This is a genomic window from Endozoicomonas sp. SESOKO4 (assembly GCF_024606275.1).
Genome location: NZ_JAHHPS010000106.1, coordinates 1 through 2,609, shown reverse-complemented (window position 1 = coordinate 2,609; position 2,609 = coordinate 1). Strand labels below are relative to the sequence as shown.

Annotated in this window: 4 protein-coding genes; 3 read left to right on the top strand and 1 reads right to left on the bottom strand. The window is 47.0% G+C overall.

Translation table 11 applies throughout. The features are described from left to right. A partial coding sequence (locus KDK16_RS01920) for a CorA family divalent cation transporter (RefSeq protein WP_373690896.1) occupies positions 1-494 on the bottom strand: 494 nt, incomplete at its 3' end. Positions 495-723: 229 nt separating this feature from the next. On the opposite strand from KDK16_RS01920, the gene KDK16_RS01915 reads away from it, so the two are divergent. The 3 genes from KDK16_RS01915 to KDK16_RS01905 all read left to right on the top strand — a co-directional run. Continuing rightward, positions 724-1,344, top strand: a complete 621-nt coding sequence (locus KDK16_RS01915; protein WP_257274416.1) for a hypothetical protein — start codon at positions 724-726, stop codon at positions 1,342-1,344. 680 nt (positions 1,345-2,024) lie between these two features. Continuing rightward, positions 2,025-2,402 (top strand): winged helix-turn-helix domain-containing protein, encoded by a 378-nt coding sequence (locus KDK16_RS01910; RefSeq protein WP_257274415.1) that lies wholly within the window; start codon positions 2,025-2,027, stop codon positions 2,400-2,402. Next, a partial coding sequence (locus KDK16_RS01905) for a hypothetical protein (protein WP_257274414.1) occupies positions 2,380-2,609 on the top strand: 230 nt, incomplete at its 3' end. The genes KDK16_RS01910 and KDK16_RS01905, both read left to right, overlap by 23 nt.

Below are 2,609 nucleotides of genomic sequence, written 5' to 3'. Positions count from 1 at the left end.
ATATCACGCAGAATGTCTCGTACCTGGTCGACCTGTCCGTCATCCAGCTTGTGACGGCAGTTTTTCAGGATGTATCCAAGGCAGCGCTGGCTGTCCAGCAGATTAAGACGAACTTTGCCGTTTATATCTTCCTGCAGGGTAATATTTTTCAACAGGTCATCGACGTCAGTGTCATCATCAGAAAGAGCATGCTGACTGGTGGCTTCGAGATTCTCGTAAACTTCTTCCAGAGTGTCAGCCAGAAACTGAACTTTAGTATCAAACAAAGCGATCAAGATATCGATCGGTGTTCGTGCCTTGATGTGTTGAAGTTTCAGATAGTTCCTCATTAATCGGAAAAGGGCAGTAGGTTCATCCTGAAGTGTAACCAGCTGGTCGTCACGAAGGTTGAAAGCAACGTTGATGCTGCGAAACTCCTGACCCGCCTGATGGGGGAAAATAGAACGAATATGAAAACCTGTCTCACTTTCAAAAAATCGAGAAGAGGCTTCAATTTCGTACAGTGCATCTTCGTCAGCTACAGCGCCCTCCCGTGCTTCTGATCGACCCTTAACCTCTCAACCCGCTGCTGTTTCGAAACATTCTGTCTCCAAACTGCCAACCGGGACTGCCACAGTTACTGCTTTCCTGGAAAGAATAGAGAGTGCTGCAAGTGTTCCGGTCATTCATATTCCATCAAATCAGCTGCAGACGCTTGTCCGCTTATTCGCCAGTCTGGTTGCTATGGAAGCTGACGAAATGTATGCCTGCCAGCCATATCCTCGATGTGGCATTTTTGTAAGTGACCCGGAAGCGCTAGAGCACAACTGTCTGATGCAGTGCTCATGTGGTGGTAACCAGGTATGTGACTCCGTAGTAAATCCGTCGTGGTCCCGTGGAAAGTATGCGGTTCTGGGTGCTCTGTGTATAACAGGAATAAGTTCCGGTGCCGGGTTTGGTGCAGGAATGACTAAATTTGGAGCCGGATGCCTGACCTCTGGACTTTTCGGCTCGGCTCTTGCTGCCTTATTTTTCAGCCACACTCGCTTTACAAACCAGTTTCAGGTGAGTTTCACCTTTGACTCGGACTCAAGCATATTGGACATCGACAGATTGCAGCAGATAAGGCTCATGCTGCAATACACAGGAGGGTATGATCTGGTGTCGTACAGTCTGGGGGAAACCAGCCAGACGGTGAGCTTTAACATCTGGACGTCGAAAGCAGTGAATGCCGACCAGCTAAAAACCTGGTTCGATAATCGAAATCAGCAATGGTCTGGCCCATACCAAATAGAAATCTGTCCCATCAGCAGGCAGACCTCTTTCGAGCCTTCGGATACAGACACTCGCGAGACCAAACTATAGGAAGCCGTTAACGATCTTATTGAAAAGACCACCAGCGACTTCTTAGAATTCAGATTAACTTTACCCGGGGCGGCAAACCGATTGCTTCCCCATCTCAGCGGTCCGGTATAGATGAAGATGGTCTAAAGTCTAAAGTCTAAAGGAATGATTTTAATTTTCAGCTGTCCTTTTATTTTCTCTGCAACGTCCATGACTCATGCGGAATGGCTGACTAAGCGTTGTTATATTCAGAGTCCTTCTCAATAAAAAGCATCTTTTTACAATGGATTAACCACTTTAGAGCTTCTGATTAAAATTACAAAAGTAACCCTTCGGGATATTATCCGATGATGGTGCTGAAAGCCGGGAGTTTAAAACGGTTGAGGGTTGCCAATTACTATGTCACCCCTTCTACCCAAGATCAGCCCCTTGAATTAACATCGACTGGTAATGATGACTTTAGAGCCTGCTGAGCAGAACTGTCCCGATGTTCCTGCCCGGTAAAAAGTCTAACAAGACCTGCGACTGTACTTTGATGGATAATTCTATTGCCTCTCAGACCCGGATCATGGCTGGACTAAGGTGCATCTATCTGTACAATAGAGCGACCCTTCCCTAATGGGCCTGATGGATTTGAGACAATTTGAAAGCTTAAGTCCAACAGACGCCGGAAACCAGAATTGCTATCAGGGTCTGTATTTATGATCAACGCTTATCACCGTGATACCGAGCAGTACTGCATCACCCGCATACAGACCGATATGGTGCTTCCTGAAAATACCCTCTGGCTAGACCTTCTTGAAGTGGATTTATTGTCCAGGCGTGTAATCAAAAACCAGATGGAAGTCAATCTTCAGCCGAGAGAGTTCCAACTTCTGCGCTTTCTTCTTGAGCATAAAGGTCAGGTGATCTCCAGAACCATGCTGTTTGAATCCGTGTGGGATTATCACTTTGATCCGGGCAGCAACATTATTGATGTGCATGTCGCTAAATTGAGGAAAAAGCTGGATTCTGCCGGAGGGGTAGCCCTGATTCAGACCGTGAGAGGAGCGGGTTATGTTCTCCGTGAGCCGGCTTAACCCTCTGGGTCGGTTACAAAGATCCTCACTGCTACGTTACACCTTACTGCATACGGCTATTGTCCTGATACTGTGCGGATCAGCGCTTTGGTTGGTGAAGGACTATAGTCTGGGGTTCTACCAGAAACGGCAAGATCAGTTTGTTCTGGAACAGCTCAATTCTCTGGCATCCTTGGTCAAAAGCCAGTCAGAAAGTGAGTTCAGTCT

Excerpts from the sequence above, each read along its gene's own strand:
- KDK16_RS01915 (WP_257274416.1), top strand. The coding sequence starts at position 724 with ATGGAAGCTGACGAAATGTATGCCTGCCAGCCATATCCTCGATGTGGC.
- KDK16_RS01910 (WP_257274415.1), top strand. The coding sequence starts at position 2,025 with ATGATCAACGCTTATCACCGTGATACCGAGCAGTACTGCATCACCCGC.